Raw genomic sequence first — 25,620 nt, forward strand, 5'->3', positions numbered from 1 at the left:
ATACCTAGGCTTGTCAAGTGTTCTCAATCAAAACACTGCTTAGAACCATTTGGCATCCAATAAAATATAAGGAAAATTTTTATTTCGAACACTTGCATTTTTCTTAATTCAAAATGGAAAAATCTCTCTTTTGCTTATATTCCACTTATTTTTAAAATTCGGATTTTTATACAACTGTTCGAATAATAAAACTCGAACGTTCGAATTTTGTCTCTCGGACGACCCTTTTTTTCTTATGGAGTATTCTTTTCCGCCAGAACTGATCCGGGATCCTTTCAAGACTCCGGACTAGGAGCGGAAAATGGAAATGCAAAGAACACGTGCCGTAAAACGTTATTTGCGGTGCGCCTTGTTAGGGATGGCTGTATTAGCTGCGGGTTGCCCCGTAGGAATTTTTACTGAATTCCCCAACCAGGAAGAAGTATGTAAATTTGATCCGATCAGAGAAGGAATTCGTGCGGTGTCCGCATCTTCTTTCCCTGAACCGGTTTTACAGCAGGTGCTGGTAAATGGAAATCTTGTATGGCAAACTGTGACGGATGGGCCGGCTTACCCAACTCCAACATTTAGCCCGGGCCAAACGATCACTCTGAAAGGAACAGGTTTCGGTGCGGGGCCAGAGATAGACTTCTCTAAAATTATGATCGGAAATACAAGGATCCTAGAGACCGATCTAAGAATGTTCGAACAAAGATTGGATATCACCAAACAGGTGAACTTCGAAGTGGATGAACCTTTGGATAGCTGGAGCAAATACGTTCTTGCTTGGACTGATAATCAGATCCAATTCAAAATTCCCGAGCATGCAACTTCAGGTGCTTTGATCGTTCAGATCCAAAAAAGGCTTGGATACAACGACTCTTTATTACATCCGGGACAACCTCATAACGTAATCGATGCACAAACACGCAGGGTAACTGACGAAGATTTCAAACATAAATGTGATGTAGTCTCTATCCTCAGCGATGCAAAGGGAACAACTCCTCTCCAAGTGAATGTGAATAATCCCGGTTTTGCTTCTATTCTAGCCTTAGGTGAAAAGATTTTCTGGTCTTACGACTTCAATATAGGTGTGGCTCACGCGATCCGTAATTTGGATTGGAAGAAAATTTTTGCATACCAAGCAAAAGATCCTGTTACTGGATACACTGCAGATCCTCTGCTTCTATTCGGCGCTTACCAAACTGTTGCAGGACAAGTTCCTTCCGCAGCGATCGATAATATTTACTTTGATCGTTATCCGCAACCTACTCCGATCCCTGGATATTTAGGCGGTGACCAATTATTCAAAGGAACTACTAAGAATAGTGGTTGGGCAGGATATAGATATGCAGAAGCTTCTCACCCTTACACTGGTAAAGGAGAATGGATCGGATTTAACTGTGCTTCTTGCCACGGGTATAAGATCACTTATGAAGCTTCTCCAGGAAATACCGTAACAAAAGTTATTCCCGGACTTCCGAATCCTAAATGGTCCATGAAATGGTCTTTATTAGGAGATTTTAAAGGGATTAAAGAGAACGAGCCGGGACCTAGTTTCGATTCTTCTTCTAAAGATGTGGATAAGACTATGCTGATCTACGTTATGCCTCAAGGCGCGGGAGAACATTCTTTGATCCGTATCAAAGGAGAAGGTAGCGAAACGGATAACGATTACGAATTCTCTCCGATCGCAATTCCAAACGTAACCAACTATATGGGAATCAGAAGATCTCTTTCTCATACTGAATCTTATGTTGGATTCGAAGGATCTTATATCCATTCGGAAGAACCTGATGGAGCGACCGGAGCAATGTATGCAAAAGAATTGCAAGCTCTCACTGCGTACATGACTAAACTAGATCAGAATGACAAGGCACTCAGACAAGTCGGGATCTATCGTTGGTTGAAATCCAAAGGAAAACTACTCGCACAAGCGGGAGCTGATCCAGGAGAAGGAGCATTCGTACAATCTGGATGGGAAAACCAACCTGGAATTGCAGCGGCAGTTGCAAGAGGTAAGGCTACTTTCCAAAGAGATTGTGGATCTTGCCATAATGATAAAGTCGGTTTGAACTCCAACGAGAAGATGTTCAAGATCAACGAAGTAGGAAGATTTTTCGCTCCTACAATTTATCATAAACAACAACAATCCGTCCGTGCAACTTTCTTAAGAGATATGTATTGGGTACAACATAGAGGTCTTTTGAGCGACGGTCACGTTCGTAACTTAGAAGACTTGGTCAACCCTGCACGATGCACGGAAGGATCCTCTCTATACAACCAATACTATACTCTTCATGCACCTGTAGTTCCTGCACTAGGCGGAGCGGATCATCCTGAACCATATCCTCCACAAAACAGAAAGTCGGACGTATTTAGAGTATTCAAGTCACCGAATAACGATGCTGGTACGAAAAGAAACAGGTTCATTGAAAGACATAAATACTTTGTAACCGTTCCTTGGGATCCGGATTGGTATTACTGGGATTATCAAAAGATGAGAAGGGAATATGGACCGCAGGAATTGGGCACTGCTCAACCAATCGGATTACCTGCAGCCCCTCACCCTTGGTGTTCCGCCACCGCAACTGAGGTGGATGATCTAGTGGAGTATATCCTCACTCTCTAAACTACTCTCAACGAGCCCGGGAAGTAAGATCAAATACCGGATCTTACTTCTCGGGCTTTTATTTTAGGATTTGATCCTAAATTTCAATTTTTCTAATATTAGAAAATTACTCCAACATACTTCTGAGCATCCAAGCGGTCTTCTCATGGATCTCCAATCTTTGGGTTAGAAGATCCGTTGTCACTTCGTCGCCGCCTGAGTCTGCAGAAGGAAGGATCGCCCTCGCAGTTCTGATCACTGCTTCGTGACCCTCGACTAGATTTTTTAACATATCTTCTGCCTTAGGAACTCCATCTTCTTCTTTTAAGGAAGTCAGACTGGAGAATGCCTTGTATGTTCCTGGAGCGGGGTATCCGAGAGAACGGATCCTTTCCGCAACTAGATCCAATGCATTCCAAAGTTCCGTGTACTGGGTCATAAACATCAAATGTAATGTATTAAATAAGGGCCCGGTAACGTTCCAATGGTAGTTATGAGTTTTTAAATATAAAAAATACGTATCCGCTAAAAGTTTTTGTAATCCTTGGTTGATCGCTTCCCTATCTTTTTCCGGAATTCCTATATTCGGCTTCATGAGTTTCTCCTATTTTATTTATTTAGAATCATTCTAAACATATAGTTTAGACAGTAGCAAACGATTTCTAATCGATTTTTTTAAATTCCCTAGGATCTAAATCAACTCGGAATCCTTAATTTTTTTCAGAAAAATAGAAAGATCTCCTAAGCAAAAACCCCTATTAAAGATAATTATAAAGTGGATCCGTATTAAAAGCGGAAACACAAGCAGGAAAAGTAGGAAGTGTAAAACTCATACCGAAGAACTGATTCTCTTCCCGAAAGCTATTACAAGGGGTAAGCAGAACTTGATTGATACAACCGTTAAGAGTGCTCTTATCAATATAAGCATAGGAAGATTCGCAACTTCTAACCTCTTTGTATGCCTTATGGTCACTGTCTGGGGCTGAACAACCGTCTCCTTTTAGAGTAAACGAAGCTGCAAATGAGAAATCTGACTGATACTCCTGGGAACATGTAGAAGATTTAAGGATTACAGCATTCACGAAAAGGGACTTACCTTCCCCTCGACTTATTTTTCCATCCATACTATCTATCTGATCCCAAACAGGATCCAAAATGCAAAAACCAAAATGGATCGATACAAAAACTAATAAGATTATTTTTTTCCAATACAGCATACTATCGAAATACATTTAAAAAACGTATACGGTCATCATCTTCGAAGAAAATTTCCTTTAGATATAAAAAAACCGCCCGAAGGCGGCTTTAAAATTTGCCAAATGTGGAAAATCTTATTTTCGGTATTCTTTGATCGCAGTGAAAACTTCTTCCAATTCAGAATCGGTCATGTAAGGGAAAAGTGGAAAGTTTAATATAGAATCGCAGATTTTTCCCGTTCTATGTTCTTTTCCAAATTTTCCTACGATGTACGGTTTCGCTCCAGGTTGATCGCTCATCGCTCCAGGATAAATTACCCCGAATCCGATCCCTTTTGTTTTCAAAACCTCTTGGATCTTAGGTCTTTCAGCCGGATCAAAAAGAGTTACGTTACAATATCCATTCTCCAAGAAATCTTTTGGAGGGTGAATTACATTCACTCCCAATGTAGGAAGTACTTCATAATATTTTTCAGCGGATTTTCTGCGAGAAACAATCCTTGCATCCAGATATGGAATATTCAAATTTAAGAATGCAGCTTGTAAGGTATCCATTCTAGAATTCCAACCCACATCTCCGTAACCGTAGTGGGACGTCCGTCCATGGTTTCCGAGCATTCTGACTTTGTTTGCAAGTTCTTCGTCATTGGTGAATACCGCTCCACCGTCTCCTGCTCCACCCAATACTTTTGCAGGGTAGAAGGAAGTAGTGGTGATCAGCGCGTCTTGGTATACTGGTTTACCTTTGTATAATACTCCGAAAGACTGAGCGCCATCTTCCAATAGAAATACGCCCTTCTCTTTACAAAGTTTGCGATAGTCTTCTAATTTTGCGCTTCCCCATCCGTACAGGTGAACGATAATAGCTGCTTTTGGTTTTACTTCATCCAAAGCTTTTTTGAATTCTTCAAAATCCATTTGGAGATCGTCAGGATCCGTATCCACAGTAGCAGGATCCGCTCCTACGTTTACTACCGATTCGAATGTTGCCCAGAATGTAGAGTCCGGAACAAGGACTTTGTCTCCCTTTCCTACTCCGAGAGCTCTTAATGCAAGCTGAAGTGCGTCTGTTCCGTTCGCACAAGCGATCGAATATTTTGTTCCGGCAGCTTGAGCCAGATTTTTTTCAAGGTTTACGACTTCTTCTCCCCCGATAAAGGAAGCGTTCTTACTGAGAGTTTTTACTTTCTCTTCCCAAGCTTCTAATAATCCCGGCTCGAATCGTTTTATATCTATGAAAGGTACGCCCATATGGTCTCCTTCGAACAGCGTCCGAGAAGGGGCCTAAAAAGCAAATTCTTTTGGCAGGTTTAAGGACCGCTACTTACACAGCGAAAATTCAGGAAATTCGTCTTAGTTTGCAAAGTCATCTCGCCGGTATCGGTAAGATTTGCATATGCGTTTACTTCTGTTCCACCTCCTCCTTGAGAAGAAGAAGTCCAATAACCTACAGAAGCTATAGTATTAAAGATAGAATACACTCTTGGATCTGTGCTATCCGAATAATCCACAAGAAGATGTAATTCATTTAAGTTCGGAAGTCTCCACGTAAATGCATTCATATTAAAAGAATTGCAGATAGCGACAGCAGTATCCCAGTCTATGGAATTTGCACCGGATCCACATGCTCCTGCAGAATATGTTTCTCCGTTATTACATTTCTGGATATATAGTTGTGTGTTTTCCTCAAGTACGATCCCATTCCCTTGATCCATAAACACAGGAGCAGAAAGTGTTTGTCCTGCAACACATCGAACCGCCAAACTAGAAGCCTTATTAAATGGCATCGAATTTCCCGTAGCAAAGTGAATTCCGTATGCTTGCACACCACTTCCCGCAAATTGTGTGGATGTCCAGTATGCGACTGTCGAATCCGTGTTCGGAAAATATGTGGTTTCGATCAGAGGCACGGAACTATTCAAACTAATTAAAGTATATAATTCCTTTGCGGTTGGAAGTCTCCAATTGGTAAATCCCGCGTAACCAGGTGCAGTATTCAAATTTGTGCATACATTTGATGCTCCCGCCCAATCCAAGAATGTAGGAGTTCCACTGCAGCTCGGATCAGTCTGGCCTTCTGCACAAGTCTTCCAATACAAACCTCGAATGAGATCTAGAGTGATCGTTTGATTTGTAAATGTAGGATGTGTAGTGGGTGTATTATAACTCCTGAATCCCGGTAGATTGGAATATTGACCGTCTTGGCCAGTACAAGAGGCTCCATTTCCCGAATTATCCGTACAATTAGATTTCCCCGTATCAGGGACTGCTCCTAAATCCCATACCGAAACGTTAAACGTATCTTGAGCCACATCTATGGAATTGGTCGCAGTTACAGTAAAAGAAAGTAAAGTGGTTTGAACTGTAGGTGTTCCTGAAATTTGACCGGTGGCAGTATTAAAATTCAATCCTGCGGGGAGAGTTCCGGATATGGAATAAGTGATCGGGGTCGTGCCGGTCACCGCGGGAGTAAAAGTTTTGGTAGACCCTATATAGAAATCAATGGAATCGAACATATTTCTTTTATATAATATGGTCGGGCCGGAAGGAGGCGGTGGCTCCTTTACGCATTCGGCCAACTCCCCAAGCATACATTTCAATATTTGGGTTTCGTAAAATTCCTGGGAACTTGGATCTCCCGGATTATAACCGCCGGAAGGTTTACAAAATCCCGATGATAGGCATAAAATACAAATAAGATACCGAAAATACGGCAATGAAGACATGTCTCGATGTTCCTACTTTAAAACATATCTTCTAACCACAATGGAAGAGTCAAAATTTTACTTATTTAATTTTTTACCTTTGGATTTCTTTTTAGGAATACTCTTTGTCTTCTTCCCCTTTACTATTTTTTCAGGAACTTGGGACTTTGGTCGAACGGATTCCAGGACTTTTTCTTCGAAAAGTATTTTTGCTACCTCTTCGAATTTGGAAACGGGAAAGAATTCCATTCCCTTTTTCACATAGTCAGGAATTTCATCCAATTGAGGGCGATTGTCGGCCGGGAAAATAATTTTATGTACTCCGACCCTTTTAGCGGCCACAATTTTTTCCCGTAAACCACCTATTGCCAAAACTTCCCCGGTAAGTGTCAATTCTCCAGTCATCCCGAATCCCAATTTGATCCTTTTGCCAAGGACTAACGAGAGAATGGTTGTCGCCATAGTAATCCCCGCACTCGGGCCGTCCTTAGGAGTAGCACCGTCAGGTACATGTAGGTGGATCGTTTTTTCGGTAAATAGATCCTCTTTACCTAAGAAATTCTTAATATAGCTAAGAGCGATACTGGAAGATTCTTCCATCGATTTTCCGATCATACCTGTTAAAAGGATTCCGCCCTTCCCTTTCACAAAGACTGCTTCTATCAATAATGTCGCACCTCCTACAGAGGTCCACGCGAGCCCCAATGCCGTTCCCGGAACGGTAGGTTTGGTCATTCTATCGTCAGTATATTTTGGAACTCCCAATAATTTCTCAATATCCTTGGGCTGAAGATCTTTAGGATAAGATTCTCCTTTAACGATTTGTAATGCTAGTTTACGAGCAAGTTTGTCGGATTGTTTTTCTAAACCCCTAACCCCCGATTCTCTGGAGTAATGATCTATAAGACTAACGATCGCCTTCTTATCGATTTGGATCCCGTAAGGTTCTATACCGTTCTTTTGCAAAACCTTCTTCCATAAATGTTTTGTAAAGATCTGTAACTTTTCATCCGTGATATATCCGGATAGATTGATCACTTCCATCCTATCCAAGAGGATCCTACTGATAGAATCCAAAGTATTTGCAGTCGCAATAAAGAATACGGAAGAAAGATCGAATGGAAGATCTAGATAATGATCTCTAAACGTTTTATTCTGCTCCGGATCCAGAACTTCCAGAAGTGCTGCAGCAGGATCTCCCTGCATTCCTAAACCTAATTTATCTATCTCATCCAAAAGAATGACTGCGTCTTTTTCCTTAGTGATCCTTAATGCAGTGATGATCTTTCCAGGCATCGCTCCTATATAAGTTCTACGATGTCCCTTGATCTCTGCTTCGTCTCTCATTCCACCAACGGAGAATCGGAAAAATTTTCTGCCCATCGCCTCGGCAATCGACTTAGCGATAGAAGTTTTTCCTACACCAGGAGGACCCACTAAAAGTAGAATGGAACCTTTCTCAGTCGGTTTCAATTTTTTCACCGCTAAAAATTCCAGGATCCTTTCTTTCACATCGTCCAGTTTATAGTGATCTCTATCTAAGGTCTTTCTTGCCTTATCCAGATCGATCTCCCTGGAAGGAGCGGATTCCCAAGGAAGGCTTTCCATAATATCCAAATAATTTCGGATAACGTTATAATCCGCGGTATTTTGATCCGTGTAGAAGAACTTATCCATTTCACGTTCTACTTCTTCGATCACTTCCGGATCCGCAGGGATAGATTTCAGTCTTTCTAAAAACTTTTCGTACTTTTTCTCGTATTTTCCCTCTTTCTGTCCGAGCTCTGCCTGGATCGCTTTGAGTTGTTCTCTAAGGAAAAATTGCCTTTGTTGTTTATCGATCTTATCTTGGATATTTTCCTGTATCTCTCTTTGAAGACTAACTAGATCGATCTCTTTTTTAAGATATAATAATACTTTTTCGATCCGATCCTTCAGATTTACCGACTCGATCACGGATTGATAATCTTCTTTTTCTATATTCAAAATACTGCATACGAAATCGGCCATTTTACCCGGCTCGTTCACATTCAGCATAGTGAGTTTCATCTCTTCCGTAAACAAAGGGTTGTTCTGAGCAAGCTCTCTTGTCATGATCAGAAGTGTTCTCATCATTGCCTTGATGGTATTTTTAGATGCACCTGTTTCTTCTTCCGGATAAGTCACTTTAGAGATCAATAATGGTTCGACTGACGAAAAAGATTCTACCTTGAATCTGCGAACGGTATTGATGAGAATATTCACAGCCCCGTCGGGAAGATTTACTTTTTTTAGGATTTTTGCAACGACTCCGTAATCGTAGATATTCTCCTCCGTCTTCTTTTCATTTTCCTCGTCCTTTAATAGTACAAGTCCGATAAAAGAATTTCCTTTGAGCGCTTCTTCTACTGCTTTGGAAAATTTCCCACCCGGAACGATAAGAGGAGTAATAATGCCCGGAAAAACGGGTCTAGTCTTGATCGGGACCAAAAAAAGCTCAGGCGGGAGAATGGAATCTACCGGGATGATACTTCCGTCAATTTCGCCTAGATTATCAAAAAGATCCACATTTCACCTTCGCTTTTAAGATTATTCGGAGTGGATTCCAGTTTCTGGGTTACTGCCAAAGACTCAAATCTTTCTTTTCCTTGGATTGGCCAGGAAAAGAGGATCGACCCGGAAAAAGTTTTGTAGGAACTCCTAGATCCGATCGGTTTCTAAATGATAGTCCCCAAAAACGGAGGGTATCCTGAGAAAATTAGGAAAAATTTCCGGGCCTAGAAAACATTTTGTCGGGAAATACATGGATAAACTTTGATTTCCAGAGTGTTTATAAGTTTGGGCAAATCTTGAACTCATGTTCAAATCCCGAAACTTAATATAACGACCGTTCTTTCTTCTCTGCCTGAACAAAGGATACGGATTGACTTTTAAGTACTTATATTTAGTCTAAATTGAAAATACAAAACTTTCTCGGCCGTTTAGATCTAGGGGATACATACATGCAGTTTAAAAATTATACTCTCTTTCTTATGATCTCGATCACGTTATTCGTAGGTTGTAAAAAAGATGAGCCCGATAATACCAAGGCTCTAACCGGTCTTGTACTTGCCGAAGTGCTTTATAATCCTTACCAAAGGATCACTCCTCCCGAAACGGATACCATCACAATCCCAAATACAAATGCAAGTTACCAAGCAGGTAGGCAATACACTCCGAAATGTTTTGGGAATTCAGGAAATACGGAATTTTATTTTTATAGAAAAACAGTAAGCCCGAATAACAAAAAACTTCTCATCAATTTTATGGGAGGAGGAGCTTGTTGGAGCGATAATAATTGTTTCGGAAATAACACCACTACCTTTTTCAATCTTTTAAACACGGTTCCGGACCTATTCGTCAAGATCGCATTCCAGGGGATTTTAGATGCGAATAATTCCTCCAATCCATTAAAAGATTATGATGTTCTTTTTATACCGTATTGTACTGGAGATCTTCATATAGGTTCCAGGGATACCACAACCGATTACAATGATCCGTATGTGGCGGTTGATCCGGAATACAGCCATAGGGGCCATGATAACGTACTCTCTGTACTTAAATACGCTCAGGAGAACTATTCCCAGGTCACGAACGTAGTTGTCGCGGGCCAAAGCGCCGGAGGTTACGGAGCAATATTAAATTATCCTCATATTCGCCAGGTATTTAGCGAATCTGCAAAATTTCCTAATTTTAACAAAATGGATCTTGTTGCAGACGCTTCTAACGGGGCAGTCATTAACGGATTCTTCCAGGACATAGTCAGAGACAAATGGGGAAGCGCCATCAACATGCCTGACTGGGCCGTAGGATCAAGCACCTACTTAAATGGAACACCTTCTATCCAAGACTATATGACTAGAGTCGCTAACACATACCCAAGTGACAAGATCGGTCAATATACCGCCGCTTTCGACGCCACTCAAAGATGGTTTTATAATGTAATGGGGATCATTGATTCCGGAACTCCTGCTTATTCGGACTCTAGTTCTTATTTCGGACCGGGCGATGCGAGAGAGGTTTCCGATGATCCGATCGGTGGAAACACTCCTTCCAATTGTAATTGGGCAATCAATGCAAGAACTGCAATGACCGGGATCGCGAACTCTAATTATTCTTATTATATCGCCCCGGGAGATATTCATACAATCACTACAAGCGATAGTATGTATGGTCTTACAAGTAACGGAACAAATTTTAACACTTGGTTGAAAGGGATTATCTCAAGTGCATCCATCCCTGCGGATGTGGATTGTTCTCTAGGTTCCGGATCCCATCCTTGTACGGATAAGAATTATAACTTCAATTCTTACAATGATAGTTTAAAAAGAGCGACTTCTCACGAATCTTACGACGCGAATAAGGATCTATACGAGACTTGCTTCCCTTGACATTTTCGGAAACTTGAATAAACTATAGCTAATATCGCCCTCACATCTTAAGAGGGCGTATTAGGTTTTTATGCAAATCCGTCTTCTAGTTCTCTTAGTCGTATTCTCCCAAGTTTTTTGTACCAAACCGGACAAAGAAGATAATACACAATTATTGGCTTCGGCTTATATCTTGGATCTAGTCACCACACCTTACGTAAGGATCACTCCTAAACCGGACACATTTACTACTCAAGTGGACCATGGGGCGACACCTTACACATACACTGCGAATTTCGATCCGAAATGTAGCGGTACTGAAGGAAATGTGGACTTTTATTTCTTCCGAAAAATCGTTGCTCCGAATAATAAAAAACTACTCATCAATTTTATGGGAGGAGGTGCTTGTTGGGACAATGCGAATTGTTTTGGCAATAACACTGTTACTTATTTCAATCAATTGAACGTGATCCCGGATTTTGCATTGGATCTTTTATTTAAAGGGGTCATAGATCAATCCATCGCGGCGAATCCATTCAAAGATTATGATGTTATTTTTGTTCCGTATTGCACGGGAGATTTGCATATCGGTAGCAAGGATAAAACTTATACGAGCGGAACGATCAAACACCACGGATATGATAATGTAATCTCCGTCTTAAAATTCATTCAAGGTTCTTATTCTTCTTTAGATCGGGTTTTCGTAACCGGTCAAAGTGCAGGCGGATATGGAGCGATCCTAAATTATCCGATCATCCGAGAAACGATCACTACGATCGATCCAAGCGCTACCGTCAGAATGTTATCCGATGCTTCGAATGCAGTGGTTCCTACGGGAGCTTATTCCATAGGTCCTGCATTTTTTCCATTATTAGAAAGTTCTTGGGGAGTGGAAACGAATGGGATTGGAAGTGGTAGCGGGTTTTCGAATTCAAATCTTCCTCAGTGGGTAGCCGGGATCGGGGCCAATTATACTACTACAGGAAGTCCTTCGATTAACGATTACTTTAAAAAAGTAGCAACCGAATACTCCGGAGATCTTCTAGGGCAGTATACAGCGCTATTCGATGGGAACCAAAGATTCTTTTATCATACAATGGGTCAGATCAACAAGATTAATAACTCGACTTTAACTTATTCCACAAGCGCTGTTGCGGACCCTTATCAAGCAGGCAGAAGTTATTCTTCCATTTATGGGGATAGCGACGGAAGTTCCGTGCCCGACGGTTCTAGTTCCAGCTCGAACGATTACACAACTTGCGATTGGTCTAAACAAGCCGTCGCCAAAATGGTAGATGCAAGTTCCAAAGCGAATTATAGATACTATGTAGGTCCTGGAGATGTACATACGATCACTACTTACAATGAAATGTATTCTCTTAAGAGCGGTGGGGTGAAATTCTCCACTTGGTTGAATACATTTGCAAACGGAGCAAGCCCTCCTGCAAGTGTTCAATGTAATGATTCCTCAGGATCTTGCGTAAATACGAACTTATTCGATAATACGATAAATAAGAATTTTGGGAGTGCGACTTCCGACGAGTCCTATTCTTTAAACCCGAAACAGGATCTATTCACAGCATGCGGTGGAGCGGCAGGCCTAGGTCTATAAATTTAAAAAGAAGAAATACCCTCTTTATATTCTGTCCCGGATTTATTTAGAATTTCTTCATATAGATCTTTTGTTTCCTGATCGAAACATACAAAGATCAGTTTTCTAGGAAATTGGCCTTTATGCTCCAATACGGTTTTGATTGCGATCGGGGCCGCCAACTCTTTCGGATAGGCAAAAATCCCGGTACTGATACTTGGGACCGCAACCGACTCGAATGCCCTTTCGAAAGACAATTGGAGTATGTTCTTATAACAGGTTTCTAATAGAGAAGCCTCCCAATATTCTCCTCCCTTCCAAACAGGCCCTACTGCATGGATCACGTATTTTGAGGGAAGCTGGCCACCTGAAGTCAGAACGCATTGCCCTGTAGGAAGTCCGTTCGGATATTTTTTGATCTTTAATATCCTACATTCCTCGGCGATTTTGGGCCCCCCTATTCTATGAATGGCCCCGTCTACACCGCCTCCTCCCCCCAAGGAAGAATTGGCTGCGTTTACCACCGCATCCGTTTGAACGGACGTAATATCGCCTTTCCAAACATAAATTTCCATCGCTATTTAAAGAGACCATAAACGGATCTCTTGCAAGGAAAATTTACATATTGTTTTCATAATTCGTTTAATAATAATGAGTAATTCAATATCCCTAAAACGTCAAAATCAATTCCCTAATAATCGATTTTGTTTCTTTTTTAGACATTTCTTTAATAATATATTCGTTATTATATAAAATGGAGTTAGATCATCTGCTCACAAAACGGATCGGCTTCGTTCGAAATTAAATCTAGGAAATGAAAAAGGCTCCGAACCCGCCAGAGCTCGAAGCCTTAAACCGATCTATGGGACTAAGATCAAATCCCTTTTAAGAGTAGATCGATCGTTTTGGAAAGCACCGCGCGGATATCGTCTTTTGCATCCTCATCCGGTAAAACCTTATGGTTCCATATCTTCAAACCGAATCGAATAAAGAAGTTATCCAAGAACTCGGTTTCTATATGGGTTCTCATAGCCGTTTTTGAATTATCTCGATCCCATCTAAGAACGATACTTGTTCCTTTTCCATTATTCGCCTTTACCAAAGTTTCAGTGAATTCATAGATAATGGACTGAAGATTTCCCGGAATAAAAATATTGATCGCCCAAGAAGGAGCAAAATATCCGAAAGCACCACTTACATCGAATTCTTCTATCTTAGTGATCTTTAAATTTAAGATCCCGGATGTAGCCGTATTTGAAAATCTACCCAATAATTGGACATCGTTGTTTTCTAAGACTAATCCGTATAAATTCGCTTCCATACTCGCCTTTACAACGAAAGGAAATTCGGAGAGAGAACTTAATGTGAAAGCTTCTTGAGGATAAAAATTCCCCTTAGTATCGTATGGGATAACTTTCCCGTTCAGAGTGTAGAATTTGAAACGGATCTCTCTTGTTTTGGATTCTATCGCAAACTCAGCGAGTGATCTTCCGGAAACGTTTGTGATCCTTAATTTAATAAAACCTAAATATTTGATATCATCCAGATAATCGCCTAGATCCGGATAATCCCTCATCAATGTCTGCTCGATATTCCCTTCGAAACTAAATGCAGTAACTCCGGGAAGTTTTCCTTCCGGTTGCACTTTTAACAAAGAATCTAGACCGAAATAGTAGCTCATGAACTTTGCGAGAGCGGGGAAAGATTCCGTAAAATCATTAATCGCTTTTCTCGCTTCAGGATCCTTGATCTTTTTAAAGGATGTGGTCTCCGGAGCGCTTATAGATTTTAAATTGTTCGCATCCAAAAAGTGTAAGCCTGAATCCATAGCATTCAATCCATGCTTATGAGTGAAAGGGCCAAGATGTGTTAGTACATCCAAATTACCGGAGTAGGAATTCCCACCATACGTCGGGTTCGGATTATGTTTTAAGGCAAATTCAGCTGTAAAATCGCCGAAGTTCGGAATGGCAACGTCTTTCATTCTTACGGATTCAAGGCTTACTTTATATCCATCCGTAGCGAATCTTCCCCTATAAGTCACATAGTGTTGGCCGCTTGCGTCCTTCTCCATGTATTCCGAATTGAATAAATTTTTTAATTCGAATCTTTCCAAGGAGCGATCCAGATATTTATGAAAACCTTCCGCTCTTCCATCGTATTTGTTCTTAATAATCGCGGTTTTCAAAAATTGGAAGAATTGTCTGGAGATATTTCTTCCATCCGGACCGATCGAATCCGGGATTTGTTTTAGTGAAAATGCGGATATGGAGATTGCGAATCCGCTGATTAAAAATAATAAAATCAGAATTCGGAGCTGCAGATTCCCGGATTTTTTTTCTCTTTCTATTCTTTGTTTCAAAAGGCTCATTCCTGCCTCTCCCATTTTATAACATTTGTATTATAAAAGCCAAGGGGCTTGTTCTCCGACATTAACCAGCAATCAGGTTCTGTCAAGTCTATAGCGATCGCTACAATAAATCAGGATCCTCTAGTAAGCGCCGGAAGTAAAGGTTTCATACCCTCTTGAATATTTAATCTGAGGCAATCTTATTTCCTTCTAAAAGTAAGAAAGTGTATATCCCACACAAATCTTATCCGAGAAAGAAACGTTCTAATTTACTCGATCATTTTCCAATACTATGATATCATCCCTGCCTCGGAGTATTCCATGAAGTGGTACCTGCGTTTAAGTTTGAAAACAAAACTTTCCATCCTATTTTCATCCGTGCTCATTCCTTTCCTGATCATATTAGCACTTTCTCTTATCAATTCCGCATCTAGGATCCGGGATATAGAAACCATCCGAAACGATAGATTAATTCCTTTAAAACAGTTAAAAAAAATTTCAGATCATTATGCGATCTCTATCGTTGATTGCGTGCATAAAGTAAGAAGCGGGGCTTTTACATACGACCAAGGCGTGGAAACTTTGGATCTTGCGATGAAAGAGATCAAAGAAGAATGGAATACTTATCTTCAGACACATTTAGTAGAAGAAGAAACTGTATTGATCACTCAATTAAAACCTCTTTTCGAAGAGGCGGATAAGAGTGTAGACGAAGCCAAAGGCTTGATGATCGCTAAGGATAAGGAAGGGCTCGGTGTTTTTGCAGACCAGAAGATGTATTCTAAAATTGATCCTGTTGCCGGAAATATCGAAAAACTGATCTCGGTCCAACTTCTCATTTCGGAAAGGATCTATGAGAGAGCCGAGACTGAATATGCATTTAGTTTGGCCGTTTTTTTAAGTTTGTCCGCTCTGACCCTTGCTTATATACTTTATGCTTCTATTAAATTCTCGATCCGTTTAGTAAAAGGATTGAATCGGGTCAGAATATCGATCAGAGATGCCGACTTCAGTCATCCGATCGATATCGAGGACGATGAACTGAATCAGGACGAATTATTTCTTCTCTCAATTATCTTCAAAAATTTCCAGATCAAAGTGAAGAATATGTTATCTTCTATCCTAACTTTTTCCGAATCAATTTTGGCCTCTGCAGAACAACTTTCCAAAGCAAGCGACTATCTTTCCGAAAATGCACAAAGTGAATCCGCTTCTGTGGAACAAATCTCCGCGTCTGTAGAAGAGATCAGCGCAGGTATGGAGCAAGTCACTAATAACGCCGAATCCCAATATAAACTCATCCTTTCCTTCTCCGAAGAAATGAGAGAATTAGATACTCTGATCACGAAGGTAGGTGATTCTGTTTCGGATTCTCTTGGTAGAATATCTGAAATGTATTCCAAAACTGAAGCAGGTAAAAAAAATATGGGAAGCCTTTCCGAAAGTATGATCAAAATTGAATCCAGCTCCGGAGAGATGAGATCCATCACTGCGATCATTCAGGAAATTTCAGAAAAAGTGAATCTTCTCGCATTAAACGCGGCCATCGAAGCTGCAAGAGCTGGAGAACATGGAAAAGGTTTTGCAGTGGTGGCAACTGAGATCACAAGACTCGCGGAACAAACGGATCAAAGTACTAAAACGATAGAAGATCTGATCCGAGCAAGTAACAAAGAGATCGAATCAGGCAAAAACTTTGTGGATAGTTGCGTGAAAGTTTACGGAGAAATTTTGGAAGGTTTATCTTTTATTAAACTATCTTCGGACAATATAGTATCTACCATGCAGATCCAGTTGGAGAAAAAGGAAACGATCATCGGCGCGGTCAATGATGTGGATTCCAAGTCGGAGGAGATCCGAACTTCAGTAAGAGAACAAAAGATTGCGGTTGCAGAAACTGCAAATGCAGTTTCTAATATTTCAGTAACCGTTCAAAGTAGTGCGGCCAATTCGGAAGAGATTGCAGGAAGTGCAAATGGGCTTTTGAATATCGCGAAAAGCCTAAGAGATACTATGAGCTTTTTAAAGGCTTAGTTGGATATTGGATCTTCTTCCGATTTTTTCTCTTTTTTTAACAGATAATAAGTCGGATACTGCAAATATATATCCGCAGTCATAATAAGAAAAAAGATTATGATAGATAATATTTGTCCGAAAAAAGAATCCATCATTTCTTTTGAGTTCGAGATCAAAGCTCTTAAAAGTATAGGAAAGAACAAGATCACGAACGGAGATAAAGATGCCACAAAATAGTCCGGGTCTCTTAGACAATTGGGTAATTCTCTTAATCCCTTCAATATACTTAACTTCGAAAGAAAGATCGGTATAATATAATACAAGGCCGAGCCCATTACAAAAAAAATGATCAGTGAGAGACGGATCAATTCAGGAGAAAATGGGGCCTTGGGATCCGCCTCCTCTTGCTTTTTTAAAATTTCTAAATTCTGGGATCCTATAAATGGTTCCATTAGAATAAAAAGTAAAAAGACGAACACTATTAGAAATATGGCTAGTAAAAATAAAAAAACAAAATAGTTCCCGAAATCTACAGGCTTTTTCGGATCCATTCCCGAACGGATCACATACCCGTTAAAAACAAAAGTCATGATTAGACCTAAAAACGAGATCATGAAACCGCCGGAACCGGTCGCTTCGCCATTTAGCATGGCTATGTACGTGATACCTATAAACAAAAACAAGATGGATCTGGTAAACAAGATAGATCGCACTTGTCCTCTTGAAAACACGTATTGCAAATATTCTTTAAACATCGACTATCTGATAGAATTTAGAACGCTAATACGATAGCAAGCAAAGTTCCTACACTTTTCAACCAATGATTTCTCAAGGAGTGATCACGATACGGATCGGATTCCCTTTTCTATCTTCCAGATCTTGGAGTCCTTCATTAATCTCCTCTAATTTTCGCACTGCGGTGATCGATCTGGAGAGATTTAATTTTCCCTGTACATATAAGTCGATCAATTCAGGGATCGCCCTTCTATCGGAACCATAAGAACCTGCAACAGTGATCTGCTTTTCTATAATGGAAAATGGGATCGCAAATTTTAACGGTTCTCTCCCGATACCTACAAGTACCATTCTTCCCCCGGAATTCATTGCGCGAAGAGATTCTTCTATATTTGTCATTCTTCCGGAAAAATCCGCGAGTAGATCCACTCCTTTAGAAACTTCCTTTAAAGCCTTACCCGGATTTTTTACTTCTCTAAGATTGATTACCTCGTCGGCTCCATAGGCCAGAGCATTTTCGAGAGCACCTCTATCCACATCTAGAGCGATTACCTTACCTTTAGTCAAAGCCCTTGCGATCACTACACCATGGATCCCGAGTCCTCCGCATCCGAACACAGCCACATTATCTCCGTCTTGGATCTTTCCTCGGAACTTGATCGCATTATAAGGAGTAGAAACTGCATCTGCAAGGATCGCACCCTGCTCGAACGGAACTGAGTCAGGTAAAGGATATAAATAACGCTCTTCTACTATATTATATTCTGCGAAACTACCTTCTCTATCGAATCCGAATACTCCGAGATCTTTACATAAATTCTCTCTTCCTGCAAGACAATGCGCACATTCACCACAACTAGTTCCTGCAGCGATCACGACTCGATCTCCTTTTTTGACACGAGTCACTTTTTCTCCGACTTCTTCCACAACGCCGGAAGCTTCGTGGCCGGGGATTTGAGGATAATGTTTACATTTTAAAGTTCCGTGTAGGATCAAATGAATATCAGAACCGCAGATCCCACATGCTTTGATCCGCACTTTTACTTTTTCAGGTCCGAGTTCTGGAACAGGGACTTCTTTGATAATTAAATTTCTTTTTCCGGATTCTAATACTGCGGCTTTCATTCGAACTCCTCGACGGAAATGAGATTATAAATCCTAGCGGATCGGTCAAGGGATTTGAGATAAGAAATTTTGGATCTAAGATTCGATTCGGGACCAAAACCATTCTCTAAATTTGTCTCTTTAGAAACGATTTAAATCTTTGAGATTGTAGGAAGAATACGCTGTTCGTTATCTATTCTTGCTTTTTTCGTCCTTGTTCCCCAAGACTGCGATTTTTCCATGGTAGTAGTAAATACAGTAATAACAGATGACTGCGGAAGACATTTATAAACAAATTAGGGCCAGCCAAAACGGACAAGATTGGCATCATAAGAATTGTTTCGGTTGCGGACCCGAGAATAAAAGAGGTTTGCACGCAAGCTTTCCATTTCATGAACCTACTGGAGAAGTTCGATTCAATTGGACGATTGAAAAAGATTTCGAAGGAGCTCCAGGATATGCACATGGAGGAGCACTAGCTACTCTTTTAGATGAAGCACAAGGAGTTCTTTGTTTTCATTTAGGACATTTCGTAATGACGGATCAATTGTACATGCGTTATTACAAGGCTTGTCCTTTAGGAGAAGAGATAGAAGTTCGGTGCTGGGTTACCATGGTAAGGCGAAGAAGATTGTATACCAAAGGTACAGTGCATTTGAAGAAAACAGGAGAACTTCTTCTTACCTCAAAGGCTCGTTGGTACGATATGCCAGATCGGGTTTTTTCAAGAATGTTCCAAGGCACCGCTTTTCCAGTAGATATCATTCTAAAAGTTTTGGAAGAAAATCAGAAAAGAGGAAAGGAGATCAGGAAACGCCTCAAAAAAGAGAAACTCAAATCCGAGTAAGTTTATTTTTTGCTGGTCGGAATCGGATTTAATCCGGATTCTATGCTCCGAAAATCTTTTTCGTTTCGGAGTATAGAATGGAATCTTCCTGGCAAGTCTTCTCGATCGTTTCCGTACTTCTTTTCTTAAAACTACTTTCCACTTCCATAGTTCAAGGACTGGTCCGTATCAAAACCAAAACATTTCGTTGGAAAGAAGATGCAGAGTTTTTCACTCATTCCTTTCCTGCAACGGATGATCATCCGATAGTTGCAACTGCAAACGGGATCTTTAGGAATGATCTGGAGAATATTCCGATTTTCTTATTCTTACTGATCGGGTATATTCAGACTTATTGCTGGCAAGAGGGAACGATTATTTATTCCGGAATATTTATAGTTTCCAGGGTACTACATGCAATTTTTTACTTTTTACATAAGCAACCTTGGAGAAACATCTCTTACAACCTAGGGATCCTGGCTATGTTATTACTTTCCGGGCATATTCTACATTCCATTTTACTTTCTTAAATAGGATCGTAAGTATTGGATAAAAAACCGGTACGGCCAAAAAGAATTTTGATCTTGGGTCGAAAAACGGAGTCAAACTTATAAGCTCGGATTTTCGGGCTTTTTTACATAAAAACGGAAGTCTCAAAAGGAGAATATTTTGATCGAATTATATACAGCTGGAACTCCTAACGGAAAAAAAGTTTCCATCATGTTGGAAGAATTAGGAATTCCTTATACAGTACATCCAATCGACTTTAGCAAATTGGAGCAAAAAGAAGAATGGTATCTAAAGATCAATCCGAACGGAAGGATCCCTGCTATCGTTGATAAGGATAATGGGGATTTTCCCGTTTTCGAATCCGGAGCAATTCTACTCTATCTCGCAGAAAAAACCGGAAAATTCTTATCCAAAGATCCTAAAGAAAGATCTATTGCGATCCAATGGTTGATGTTCCAGATGGGAGGAGTCGGACCAATGCAAGGTCAGGCAAATCATTTCGTCAAGTTCGCTCCGGAAAAGATCCCATACGCAATGAATCGTTATGTGGACGAGACCAAAAGATTATATTCGGTTTTAGAAAGACGTTTAAAAGAATCCGAATATCTTGCTGGAAGCGAATTAAGTATCGCAGATATCGCGACCTGGCCTTGGGTGAAAGGTAGAACTTATATAGATCTTTCCTTGGATGAATTCCCAAAACTAAAAGTTTGGGAAGAAAAACTGGGAGCAAGACCGGGTTTTATCAAGGGTTCTGAAATCCCTAAAAAATAAACGAAAAGGCCGCGATAACAAGCGGCCTTCTTATTTCATTCCAGTTTAAGCGTGTTTATCTATGGAAGCTCCGATCGCTGCAGAAACGAATACGATTTGAACATATCTAAGTCCAATTTGCACGAAATAATCGGAGACACTCATTCCGTTTAAAGGAAGAAGGATCAGAAAATCCAAGACCCAATTTTCTATTAACCAGATAGATCCAATTCCTAAGAAAATTTTGAAAGATGGTCTTTGGATCCTTTTGGAAAGAAGAAATAATAAATAAGAACCTGTTGCAGTTCCTACAAGCAACATGATCGTTTTAAATAGGAACATATCCACCAAAAGTTTTCTTTCCGGGGAAAAGAAACCCATGGCTACAACGAAAGGAACAAGCCAAACTAAAAATCCAAAACTAAGCACTCGCACTAAAATACTTTTCATGGCGAAAATTCATAAATAAAACAAGGGAATAGTAAATCAAAGTTTCGGGTAATGCGGCAAAAAGTCCCCGATTAGAAATCCGTCTAAGAGATCTCTGTCTCTGCCAAAGGAAGAAATACTCTAAAAGTGGTCTTTCCAGGAATGGATTCAAAATCGATCTTTCCTTTATGCATTTCTACTATCTTTCTACAAATGTCCAGGCCCAAACCGCTTCCTTCTCCTTTTTCTTTTGTGGTAAAGAATGGTTCGAATATCCGATCTTTGATCTCATCCGATATACCTGGCCCGTCGTCCGTAACAGTAACTATCAAAAATCTTCCTGAAATATGGGACTCTAATGCTAAAGTTCCTTGGTAAGAGATCGCTTGGAATGCGTTATTGATCAGGTTTGCCCAAACCTGGGTCAACTGGTCCGCCTGGCCTCGAACCATTGAATTATCGCAGAAATCCCTTCTGATCTCCACTCCTTGTTTTACTTTATTATAATATAAGGTGAGCACAAGATCCATTTGCTCCCGAATATCGATCAGACTAATCCCGGTATGATCCTGATAAACATAGGTTTTTAAGGCGCGGATCACGCGAGTCGCCTTGATCGCAGCCTCTCTAACTACATTACTGTATCTTAATATTCCGGAAAGATTGTATGCATTCGTCACAAGGGCCGGAAATTTTTCCTTAGAAACATGTTTTACCAGATCCGGAAGATCTTCTACCCGAATACCCAATTCGGCTAAATTCTCCGAAATGAATTCAGGAGATGAAAATCCCAATTTAAGTAATGTTTCTCGGATGATCTTTCGATTCCTTCTCTCCTCCGATGAATCATAAAAGTCAGGAAAGATACTTCCTTTTATGAAAATTTTTCTCCATACATCTCTTTCCGGAGGATCAAGATCTGCAAACTCGCAAAGTAATTTTTCCCAATCATCTCTAAACACACTTTGGATCCCCTCGTTCGAAGAGATGATAGCACCTAGAGGAGTATTCACTTCGTGAGCAATCCCCGCGATCAATTGGCCTAGAACAGCCATCTTTTCGGATTGGACCAATTGAGCCTGAGTGGATTTAAGTTCGTCCAATGCAACGAGTAAGTCCCGATTCGTATTTTCCAAATAAGTATTCGTTGCCTTTAATTCTTCCGTTCTTAGGATCACTTTTTGTTCTAAGACTTCGTTTAGTTTTCGGATCTCTTCTTCCGACTTCTTTCTTTCGGAAATATCCCTAACGATCGCTTGGAGTAAAGTTCTCCCGTTCATAGTGACCGAATTTAAGGTCACTTCCGCATCGAAAGTTGTTCTGTCTTTTCTACAATGAACCCAATCGAATGTTTGAGGTCTTCCCGCAAAAGCAGCCTGGATCTTTTGGATCGCCTTCACTGAAGAAGGAGAACCGTCCGGTTGGAACTCAGGAGAAAAATCTACAGGAGAAGCACCGATGATATCTTCCCGTTTGCAACCGAACATCTCGACCGTTTTAGGATTACATTCTAAAAAGACACGCTCATCCATGAGAAAGATCGCTTCTCCCGCAGAATCGAATAAGGTCTTGAACTTGATCTCGTTCTCTTTTAAAGCCGTTTCTGCGGCTTCTATATCGGATAGAGTGACTGCTAATTTTTCCTCGGTTTTCTTTTTCTCAGTCAGATCCTCAAAAATCAAAGAGATCCCGAAAACTCCTGATTCATCCGAGAGTGGATTCACTCTGATGCGAACCTGTAGTAAAACTTTGCTAATTGTAGTGGAATAAGGACCTTCGTAATCGGATGCTTCTCCGTCTAAACCCCTTCTGATCAGACCGGAAATATTTTTATCTCTAAGGTCCGAGTATAATAATCCTATAACTTTTTCTCGACTTGCTTGTAGGAAGCGTAAGGAAGAATCGTTTGCTTCGATTACCTTTCCTTCTTTATCGAAAATCATTAACCCGATCGGCGATTGTTCGAATAGATCACGATATACGTTTTCGTTCTTCTGTTCGTTCATAGGGATCTTTGCATAATCATTACAAGACTCGCACAACTCTGTACACCCGATTTTACGGATCAACCGAATAATTTCGCTTATTAAATACGTTTTCGGTCAGGATGCAGGGAGGGTAACGTAGAAGGTGGTTCCTTCTTCCGAACTTTTAAAACGGATCGATCCTTTATGTTCTTCCACAACGTTTTTACATATATCTAGGCCAAGCCCTGTCCCTTCGCCTGGAGATTTTGTGGTGAAAAAAGGATCGAAAATCCTCTCCTGGATCTCTTGAGAAATACCACTTCCGGTATCTTGGATGGATATTTCCCAAAAATCACCTTTTCTTTCCGCATCTACAAAGATCCTACCAGAATAATTCATCGCGTGCAAAGAGTTCGTGATCAAATTTGTCCAGATCAAATATAATCTTTCCGGATCGCCCGCTATTCTTGCGGATCCAGGTACATTTATATCTACAACCACTTTATTTTTTATTTTAGAATAATATAATGTAATAATATTTTCTATTTGTTCTCTCGGCGAGATCGATTCCAAATGAGGAGTCCATTCCCCTTCACCAACTGCATATCCTTTTAAGGCCTGGATCACTCTAGAAGCTTTGATAGAAGCATCCAAAATCAACTGACTCGATCTGGAAATACTAGAAAGAGAAGAAGCGTTACTGACTATCATCCACCCCCTATCTCCTTTAGGAATTTTATCCAGGATCTCAGAAACTTGTTCAGGAGAGATCCCTAAGTCAGTAAGAGCATCCGCCATAACTAAGGAATTCTCAACATCAGCCGAACTTAAGATAGATTCTGTCTTCTTTCTTTTGGCCCTTTCTTCTTTGGAATCGAAATCAGAATTAATACTTCCTCCTTTCTTGAATAGAATCGCCCAAAATTCCCTTTCTTCCATATTGAAGGAAGAATATTCTTTTATAAGTTTCTCCCAAGGTTCGCTTAGAATAGAACGAATACCTTCCGTAGAGGAACGGATAGCCCCCAAAGGAGTATTCAACTCATGGGCGATCCCGGCCATCAATCTTCCTAAAACAGCCATTCTTTCTGAACGAACTAAATTCTCCTGGGTCCTTTTCAATTCATCCATCGCAGAACGAAGTTTATCGTTTGCAGTCACCAAATATTTGTTAGTTGATATGAGCTCTTCAGTTCTTTCCGCAACGGTAATCTCCAATTCCTTATTCGCATTTCGGATCACCTTCTCCGCGGTAGCAAGATCCGCAACAAGCAAACTTTGACGAAGACTTGCGATCACCACCATCACGCCAGAGCAAAACCAGATCACTAAACGAATGATCTCAGGCAGCTCTGGAAGAGTTAAGGACAGAATGATCGCAGCAGAACAAACCAAAACTTCCAACAAAGGAAGGATCCTAAGTAAACCGCTTTCAGTCGCAGTCTCTTGTTCTATGCCGTCCTTCAAAGGATCCCAAGTAAGAGTTCCATATCCTAAAAGTAAAATACTAGCGGAAAAACCTGCGTTGATCAATGTGCCATCTTCCGGAATAGCGATCAAGAACAGAGAGTTCCATTGCAACCAACTGATCCCAGTACCTGCAAGTCCAAGCACCAAACATAGAAAGGAAAAATCCGCTTTTAATCGCAAAGAAGGTTTCATCAGGATCCCGATACAAGCGGCAGACAACATGGACACAGGATAAACAGATAGAGTTAGAAGTTGAAACCAAGGCCTATCTTCTTTTCTAGAAAGATATAAAACAAGAGTCACCGCAAGGACGGCGATCGCAAGCCCTAACGCGTCCATGAAAGCAACCTTCATTCTGTTAGATGGAATTCTGTCTTTCAAAAACCGGGCGAAACCTAATGCAAAAAAAAGTCCAAGCCATGGATAGAAAAGATCACTCGGGGAAGGAAAACTATAAAACTCGATGATCGCCTGGATCTCCCAAACGATTTGTCCGATAAAGTAAGAGAGAATTCCTAAAAAGAAATAGAGCCTAAATTTTTTCGTCTCTCCTTCTGAAGAACGATATCCGAACCAAGCAGTGATCGTTGCGATCCCCATCGAAGATGTCCAATGGATATTATCTAAAATCCGTAATAATTCCGTTTCATTTGTGAAATAAATAAGGATAAATAAAAATAGAACAAAGATGGATCCGATATAAATAGATAAGAAGCCTAGGCTCTTATCCTTTGAGGAACGAATTTCTATAGCGGTAGCCAGAGCATTCATGCGGATCAGCGGGCGTGAATATTACACCTTAGAAAACTTAAGTCCACACTTTTTTAAAGATCGTTTAGAGCATGTTGGAATTCCAACAATAGGTAAGATCCGGGTTTATAAACATTTTTTGGCGGCCGGACGGGCTCTCCGCTTCGGTCAATTTATTTCACAATAAACAGATCGGGAACATATCCCGAATTGGAAATAAATTGACCCCGCATCGATCCC

The 25,620-nt window shown here is 40.5% G+C and carries 19 protein-coding genes; 7 read left to right on the forward strand and 12 right to left on the reverse strand.

Annotation, left to right across the window (positions count from 1 at the left end; translation table 11 throughout):
- Nucleotides 1–307 precede the first annotated feature (307 nt).
- Nucleotides 308–2,611 (forward strand): hypothetical protein, encoded by a 2,304-nt coding sequence (locus EHQ64_RS19795; protein WP_135651536.1) that lies wholly within the window; start codon nucleotides 308–310, stop codon nucleotides 2,609–2,611.
- Nucleotides 2,612–2,717: 106 nt separating this feature from the next.
- Here the strand turns inward: EHQ64_RS19795 and EHQ64_RS19800 are convergent, their stop codons facing one another.
- The 5 genes from EHQ64_RS19800 to lon all read right to left on the reverse strand — a co-directional run bounded on the left by EHQ64_RS19800 (nucleotide 2,718) and on the right by lon (nucleotide 9,038).
- On the reverse strand, nucleotides 2,718–3,185 hold the full coding sequence (locus EHQ64_RS19800) for a Dps family protein (RefSeq protein WP_016543993.1): 468 nt from the start codon (nucleotides 3,183–3,185) through the stop codon (nucleotides 2,718–2,720).
- 163 nt (nucleotides 3,186–3,348) lie between these two features.
- Entirely contained in the window at nucleotides 3,349–3,714 is a 366-nt protein-coding gene (locus EHQ64_RS19805; protein WP_135651537.1) for a hypothetical protein, read from the reverse strand.
- A 207-nt stretch (nucleotides 3,715–3,921) separates the two neighbouring features.
- Complete coding sequence (locus EHQ64_RS19810) at nucleotides 3,922–5,037, reverse strand: DegT/DnrJ/EryC1/StrS aminotransferase family protein (RefSeq protein ID WP_135651538.1); 1,116 nt, start codon at nucleotides 5,035–5,037, stop codon at nucleotides 3,922–3,924.
- A gap of 59 nt (nucleotides 5,038–5,096) precedes the next feature.
- Nucleotides 5,097–6,302, reverse strand: a complete 1,206-nt coding sequence (locus tag EHQ64_RS19815; RefSeq protein WP_167882439.1) for an Lcl domain-containing protein — start codon at nucleotides 6,300–6,302, stop codon at nucleotides 5,097–5,099.
- 267 nt (nucleotides 6,303–6,569) lie between these two features.
- Nucleotides 6,570–9,038 (reverse strand): endopeptidase La, encoded by a 2,469-nt coding sequence (gene lon / locus EHQ64_RS19820; protein ID WP_135651540.1) that lies wholly within the window; start codon nucleotides 9,036–9,038, stop codon nucleotides 6,570–6,572.
- A gap of 434 nt (nucleotides 9,039–9,472) precedes the next feature.
- On the opposite strand from lon, the gene EHQ64_RS19825 reads away from it, so the two are divergent.
- Together EHQ64_RS19825 and EHQ64_RS19830 are read left to right on the forward strand one after the other, a co-directional pair.
- Nucleotides 9,473–10,900, forward strand: a complete 1,428-nt coding sequence (locus EHQ64_RS19825; protein WP_135651541.1) for a pectin acetylesterase-family hydrolase — start codon at nucleotides 9,473–9,475, stop codon at nucleotides 10,898–10,900.
- A 70-nt stretch (nucleotides 10,901–10,970) separates the two neighbouring features.
- The gene (locus EHQ64_RS19830; protein ID WP_135651542.1) at nucleotides 10,971–12,491 is read left to right on the forward strand and encodes a pectin acetylesterase-family hydrolase; all 1,521 of its coding nucleotides are present in this window, start codon (nucleotides 10,971–10,973) and stop codon (nucleotides 12,489–12,491) included.
- A 2-nt stretch (nucleotides 12,492–12,493) separates the two neighbouring features.
- On the opposite strand, the gene EHQ64_RS19835 is transcribed toward EHQ64_RS19830, so the two are convergent.
- Both EHQ64_RS19835 and EHQ64_RS19840 read right to left on the reverse strand, forming a co-directional pair.
- Nucleotides 12,494–13,051 (reverse strand): O-acetyl-ADP-ribose deacetylase, encoded by a 558-nt coding sequence (locus EHQ64_RS19835; protein WP_135651543.1) that lies wholly within the window; start codon nucleotides 13,049–13,051, stop codon nucleotides 12,494–12,496.
- Between the two features lie 293 nt (nucleotides 13,052–13,344).
- The gene (locus EHQ64_RS19840; RefSeq protein ID WP_135651544.1) at nucleotides 13,345–14,841 is read right to left on the reverse strand and encodes a hypothetical protein; all 1,497 of its coding nucleotides are present in this window, start codon (nucleotides 14,839–14,841) and stop codon (nucleotides 13,345–13,347) included.
- A gap of 300 nt (nucleotides 14,842–15,141) precedes the next feature.
- On the opposite strand from EHQ64_RS19840, the gene EHQ64_RS19845 reads away from it, so the two are divergent.
- Nucleotides 15,142–16,854: a methyl-accepting chemotaxis protein gene (locus EHQ64_RS19845; RefSeq protein ID WP_135651545.1), complete on the forward strand. Its 1,713-nt coding sequence runs from the start codon at nucleotides 15,142–15,144 to the stop codon at nucleotides 16,852–16,854.
- On the opposite strand, the gene EHQ64_RS19850 is transcribed toward EHQ64_RS19845, so the two are convergent.
- Both EHQ64_RS19850 and EHQ64_RS19855 read right to left on the reverse strand, forming a co-directional pair.
- On the reverse strand, nucleotides 16,851–17,486 hold the full coding sequence (locus tag EHQ64_RS19850; RefSeq protein WP_246048860.1) for a hypothetical protein: 636 nt from the start codon (nucleotides 17,484–17,486) through the stop codon (nucleotides 16,851–16,853). The two genes, EHQ64_RS19845 and EHQ64_RS19850, sit on opposite strands and share 4 nt — an antisense overlap.
- 178 nt (nucleotides 17,487–17,664) lie before the next feature.
- Nucleotides 17,665–18,696: a zinc-binding dehydrogenase gene (locus EHQ64_RS19855; RefSeq protein WP_135651547.1), complete on the reverse strand. Its 1,032-nt coding sequence runs from the start codon at nucleotides 18,694–18,696 to the stop codon at nucleotides 17,665–17,667.
- 247 nt (nucleotides 18,697–18,943) lie between these two features.
- On the opposite strand from EHQ64_RS19855, the gene EHQ64_RS19860 reads away from it, so the two are divergent.
- The 3 genes from EHQ64_RS19860 (at nucleotide 18,944) to EHQ64_RS19870 (ending at nucleotide 20,785) form a co-directional block, all read left to right on the forward strand.
- A complete protein-coding gene (locus EHQ64_RS19860; protein ID WP_135651548.1) occupies nucleotides 18,944–19,522 on the forward strand; it encodes a PaaI family thioesterase in 579 nt (192 codons plus the stop codon).
- A 77-nt stretch (nucleotides 19,523–19,599) separates the two neighbouring features.
- Nucleotides 19,600–20,031, forward strand: coding sequence for an MAPEG family protein (locus EHQ64_RS19865; RefSeq protein WP_135651549.1), 432 nt, complete (start codon nucleotides 19,600–19,602; stop codon nucleotides 20,029–20,031).
- A 139-nt stretch (nucleotides 20,032–20,170) separates the two neighbouring features.
- Nucleotides 20,171–20,785 (forward strand): glutathione S-transferase family protein, encoded by a 615-nt coding sequence (locus EHQ64_RS19870; protein WP_135651550.1) that lies wholly within the window; start codon nucleotides 20,171–20,173, stop codon nucleotides 20,783–20,785.
- A 45-nt stretch (nucleotides 20,786–20,830) separates the two neighbouring features.
- Here EHQ64_RS19870 and EHQ64_RS19875 read toward each other — a convergent pair whose 3' ends face one another.
- The 3 genes from EHQ64_RS19875 to EHQ64_RS19885 all read right to left on the reverse strand — a co-directional run bounded on the left by EHQ64_RS19875 (nucleotide 20,831) and on the right by EHQ64_RS19885 (nucleotide 25,401).
- Nucleotides 20,831–21,214: a hypothetical protein gene (locus EHQ64_RS19875; RefSeq protein ID WP_135651551.1), complete on the reverse strand. Its 384-nt coding sequence runs from the start codon at nucleotides 21,212–21,214 to the stop codon at nucleotides 20,831–20,833.
- An 83-nt stretch (nucleotides 21,215–21,297) separates the two neighbouring features.
- On the reverse strand, nucleotides 21,298–23,199 hold the full coding sequence (locus EHQ64_RS19880; RefSeq protein ID WP_135651552.1) for a PAS domain-containing sensor histidine kinase: 1,902 nt from the start codon (nucleotides 23,197–23,199) through the stop codon (nucleotides 21,298–21,300).
- Between the two features lie 96 nt (nucleotides 23,200–23,295).
- Nucleotides 23,296–25,401 (reverse strand): ATP-binding protein, encoded by a 2,106-nt coding sequence (locus EHQ64_RS19885; protein WP_135651553.1) that lies wholly within the window; start codon nucleotides 25,399–25,401, stop codon nucleotides 23,296–23,298.
- Nucleotides 25,402–25,620 lie beyond the last annotated feature (219 nt).

Origin of the sequence: Leptospira sarikeiensis (genome assembly GCF_004769615.1) — a bacterium.
Taxonomy (GTDB): Bacteria; Spirochaetota; Leptospiria; order Leptospirales; family Leptospiraceae; genus Leptospira_B; species Leptospira_B sarikeiensis.